Here is a 4,376-nt window from a genome sequence, read left to right on the forward strand (position 1 = left end):
CCACGCAGGGCGGCGCTGCCCACTATGGCCCACCCGGCATATTTGATCCATCGATCGGGCCGGGAAGCGAAGTCACCGCGGTGGGACGTCACGGGCTGCCGCCCAACCGGCCGAGGCCGTTCAACTGCCGCAACACCACGGTTGAACGCCGCACCCGTCAGCGGTGCGGACACCGCGGGCGATCACCCGGGGTGCTGTCCTTTCCGGCGGCAGACCCGCAGGATTGTCGTGCGCCCGTACCCCCGCACCTTTCACTGTCGTCCCGGCACAGCCCGCGTCGCCCGAGCACGATCAGGCTCGCTCGGATTGGGGTTCCCGCGCGCCTCCGCCCAGCCTCTATACGGCGGTCGCCGGTTCGAGTCAAGAGCAAGGGAGCCCGATGGCCGACGCAATGACGCCCCTTTCTTTCGCGCAACTGTCGTTGTGGGAACGGGCGGCACCGAACCGACACGCCTCGGATCTGACGGTGCCGCTGGTGCTCCGACTCACCGGCGAGCTTGATCCGGCCGACCTCGCCGCGCGCCTAGGTCGAGTGATCGACCACCACGAGGCGCTGCGGGTACGCATCGTCGACGACGCCGAGCCGGCGCAGACCGTCACCGACGGGTGGACCGTGCCGGTGCAGGACCGTCTCTCCGGTGAGAGCCTCGACGCGACGGTCGACCGGGTGCTGCGCGAAGAGACCGCCCGCACCTTCGACCTGACCGCCGGTCCGCTGTTCGCACCCCGGATCGTCCGGCTGGCGCCCAAGGATCATCTGCTGGTCCTGACGGCGCACCAACTGGCCGCCGACCCGGGCTCGATGCGACTGATCGCGGCCGCGCTCACGGCAGATCCGATGGCTCCGACGGTCTCGTTCCTCGAGACGCTCATGGCGTACCGCGAGGGGCTGCGCAGCGACGGCGTCACCGCGCATCGTCAGTACTGGAAGAGTGTGCTGGCGACCGCGCCGCACCTGCTGGAGCTGCCGCTGGACCGGGTCCGGCCGGCGGTGGGCCGCGCCGTGACGTCCCAGGTGGCGTACCGGTTCTTCGGCCGGTCCGAGCTGAGCCGGCTCGCCGAGTCTTGCTCGGCCGATCTGTTCGCCGTGCTCAGCACCGGCGTACAGAGCCTGCTCGCGCGGGTGTCCGGCATGGACGACTTCGTGCTGGGCACGCTCCCCGCCGCTCCCGACGTCGTCGGCCGGCTCGTTGAGCCGGTTCCGCTGCGCTGCGACCTGGCCGGTGACCCGACGGTCGCCGAGGCCGTCGCCGACGCTCACCGGGTGCATCGCGACGCGGTGGCGCATGCCCACATCCCGTTCGCCGAGATAGTCGAGCTGGCCGGGGCCGGGGCCGGCGGTGGCCAACACCCCCTGTTGCAGACGATGGTGACGCTGCACGAGCCCATCGCAGCGGCCTTCGCTCTGCCCGGGGTCGCCGTGTCGCAACTGTTCAGCAATCCGCCACGCTCGGCGTTCGACCTCACATTCGACTTCACGGTGGAGGACGCGGCCGTGGAACTGTGTCTCGGCTACTCGCCCGACCTCTGGAACCGCACCACCGTCGAACAGCTGGCCCGTTACCTGGCGACGCTGCTCACGGGCATGGCTGCCGAGCCCGATCGGCCGCTGGGCGCGGTGCCGATGGTGTCGCCGGGCCAGGCCGGCGTGGTCGGCACCGTCCAGGTGAACGGGGACGATCCCACCCTGCTGCACGAGCTCGTTCTGGCACAGGCCTCCGCGACGCCGGACGCGGTGGCCGTCGAGTTCGGCGACCGGTCCGTGTCGTACCGACAGCTGGTCACATGGGCGGATCTGCTGTCCCAGCGGCTCACCGAGGCCGGCGTGGGGCCCGAGTCCCGCGTCGGCGTCTGTCTGGAGCGGTCAGTGGAGCTGGTGGTGGGCCTGCTCGGCGTGCTGATGGCCGGTGGGGCCTATGTGCCACTCGATCCGCTGTACCCGGCTGAGCGGCTGGCCTTCATGGCTCGCGACGCCGAACTGACCGCGGTCCTCACCATCGGGGAACTGCGGGCGCTGGTAGTCGGGAACGACGTAGCGACGCTCGAGGTGACCACACCCGAGGTCCCACCGGCGGCCGCGCTGCCGACTGCGCGGGCGGGTGTCTCGCCTGAGAACGTTGCGTACCTCATCTACACCTCGGGCTCCACCGGCGCACCCAAGGGTGTGGCGGTGACCCACCGTAACCTGGTCAACCACATGCACTGGATCACCAGCCGGTTCGGTATCCGGTCGGACGAGCGGGTGCTGCAACGCACGTCGTTCAGTTTCGACGGCTCGGTCTGGGAGTTCTGGATGCCGCTGATGATGGGCGGCACCCTTGTGGTCCTCGAACCGGACCGGCACGCCGACCTCGGCTACCTGGTCGATCACATGGAACGGCACCGGGTCACCACCGCGCAGCTCGCCCCGCATCTGCTCTCGCTCTTCCTCGATCAGGACCTCCGAGGCCGGATCCCGACACTGCGGAACGTCTTCACCGGTGGCGAGCAGCTGGCCGCCGACGTGCCGCCCCGGGCGGCGGCATTCGGTCCCCTGCTGCACAACCTGTACGGCCCGACCGAGGTCACGATGAACGCGGCCGCGTGGACCGTCCGGCGCCAGGAGATGCCACCGGTGCCGGTCGGCGTACCTGTCGACAACGCGTTCCTCTGTGTGGTCGACAGGTACGGCGCGCTGGTGCCCACCGGGGTCGTCGGTGAGCTGTTGGTCGGTGGTGCCGGCGTCTCGCGGGGCTATCTGGGCCGAGCAGCGCTGACCGCCTCCCGGTTCGTCGCGGACCCGTTCTCCGGGCTGCCCGGCCGGCGGCTCTACCGCACCGGCGACCGGGTCCGGCGCCGGCCAACCGGTGAGTTCGAATTCCTCGGCCGGGTGGACGACCAGGTGAAGGTTCGAGGCTTCCGGGTCGAGCTGGGTGAGATCGAGTCCGTCATCCGGGCCAGTCCGGACGTTGCCGAGGCAGTCGTCGTCGCGGTGGGTGAACGGGAGGCCGCCCGGCTGGTGGCCTACGTCGTACCGGCTCGCTGAGCCACACCCGCGTCCCCCCGATGGCCTCCGCCCGATGGCGGGGGCCATCGGTCCGCCCGGGCCCGGTTGCCTCGTCCACGTGCTGCGACCCCGGGACACCGTCGTAGCGGTCGTCGATCCGGCGGCGGGATAGCCTACCTGCGTGCCTCGGAAGCGCGTGACCGGAGGGGTCGATGCTGAGATGACGGTAGGGCGACCGATGCCGACGCAGGACGAGGTGCTCGGGTACTTCGACACGCTGTCGAACTGGGGGCGGTGGGGCGACGACGATGAGCGCGGGACGCTGAACCACATCACCGACGACGTTCGGCTGGCGGCGGCGCGGGCCGTACGGCACGGCAGGAGTGTGTCGTGTGCGTGGGAGGTTGCCGTACCGGCAGAGCTGGAGCGGTCGACGACGGCGTGCCCGTGCGCCGCCGACATGCCAGGTGCCGAGAACATGCCGGAGCACTTCCACGCCGACCGGCGCTGGGGCTTCTCGTCCGAGCGGCTCGGCATCTCGTTCCACGGCAACACCATCACCCACCTTGACGCGCCGTGTCACATCTTCTGGGACGGCGCGATGTACAACGGGCGGTCGCACTCGTTCGTCGACGCCGCGACGGGCTCGGCGTGGGCGGCCGTCACGGCGGCCGCGGACGGGATCGTCACGCGTGGCGTTCTGCTGGATGTCGCGGCGGCCCGCGACGTGTCGTGGTTGGAACCGGGGCAGGCGGTGTTTCCCGACGACCTTGAGGAAGCCGAGCGTCGCCAGGGTGTGCAGGTGCGACCCGGTGACGCGGTGCTCCTGCGGACCGGCTATGGCCGCTTCCGGCATGAGAACGGGGCGGCCAGCGGTTTCCGGCAGGCCGGTTGGCACGCGTCGTGCCTGCCGTGGCTGCATGAACGGAGGGTGGCGCTGATCGGCGCTGACACCCCCCAGGACGCTCAGCCGTCGGGGTACGACGACGTGTTGATGCCGGTCCACGCCGTGGGTCTCGTCGCGATGGGTCTGTGGATTCTCGATAACTGCGACCTGGAGGCCTGCGTGACGACTGCCGCCGAACTCGACCAGTGGGATTTCCAGCTCGCAGTCGCTCCGGTCCGCTTCGCTGGTACGTCCGGTAGCCCGGTCAACCCGATCGTCACGTTCTGACTGCGGTTCACGAGGGCTCGGCCTGGGCGGTGCTCTGCGCGCCGTCCGCCTCGCTGCTGGCCATCGACTGAGGCCGGCGGGGAGCCGGAGATCGGCCGGCGGGCACGGTCCGCATGTTCTCCGGTGGCCCCCGCCTCGTGGTGGGGGCCACCGGTTCGTCTGGGCCCGTTGGCCGCCGCCGGCCTGGGCGCTGTCCGGTGTGCCCAGGCCGAGCTG

Annotated in this window: 2 protein-coding genes; both read left to right on the forward strand. The window is 70.7% G+C overall.

Annotated features, from left to right (window positions below; all coding sequences use genetic code 11):
* Nucleotides 1–379: 379 nt before the first annotated feature.
* Nucleotides 380–3,025, forward strand: a complete 2,646-nt coding sequence (locus ACQP1S_RS20810; RefSeq protein ID WP_432898082.1) for a non-ribosomal peptide synthetase — start codon at nt 380–382, stop codon at nt 3,023–3,025.
* Nucleotides 3,026–3,224: 199 nt separating this feature from the next.
* Nucleotides 3,225–4,160 carry a cyclase family protein gene (locus ACQP1S_RS20815; protein ID WP_432898085.1) on the forward strand — a complete coding sequence of 312 codons (936 nt, stop codon included), beginning with the start codon at nt 3,225–3,227 and terminating at the stop codon, nt 4,158–4,160.
* Nucleotides 4,161–4,376 lie beyond the last annotated feature (216 nt).

The organism is Micromonospora matsumotoense, assembly GCF_050951065.1.
Classification (GTDB): Bacteria; Actinomycetota; Actinomycetes; order Mycobacteriales; family Micromonosporaceae; genus Micromonospora; species Micromonospora matsumotoensis.

What these genes read in the sequence shown, in the direction of transcription:
- ACQP1S_RS20810 (WP_432898082.1), top strand. Translation starts at nt 380, where the DNA reads ATGGCCGACGCAATGACGCCCCTTTCTTTCGCGCAACTGTCGTTGTGG.
- ACQP1S_RS20815 (WP_432898085.1), top strand. Translation starts at nt 3,225, where the DNA reads ATGCCGACGCAGGACGAGGTGCTCGGGTACTTCGACACGCTGTCGAAC.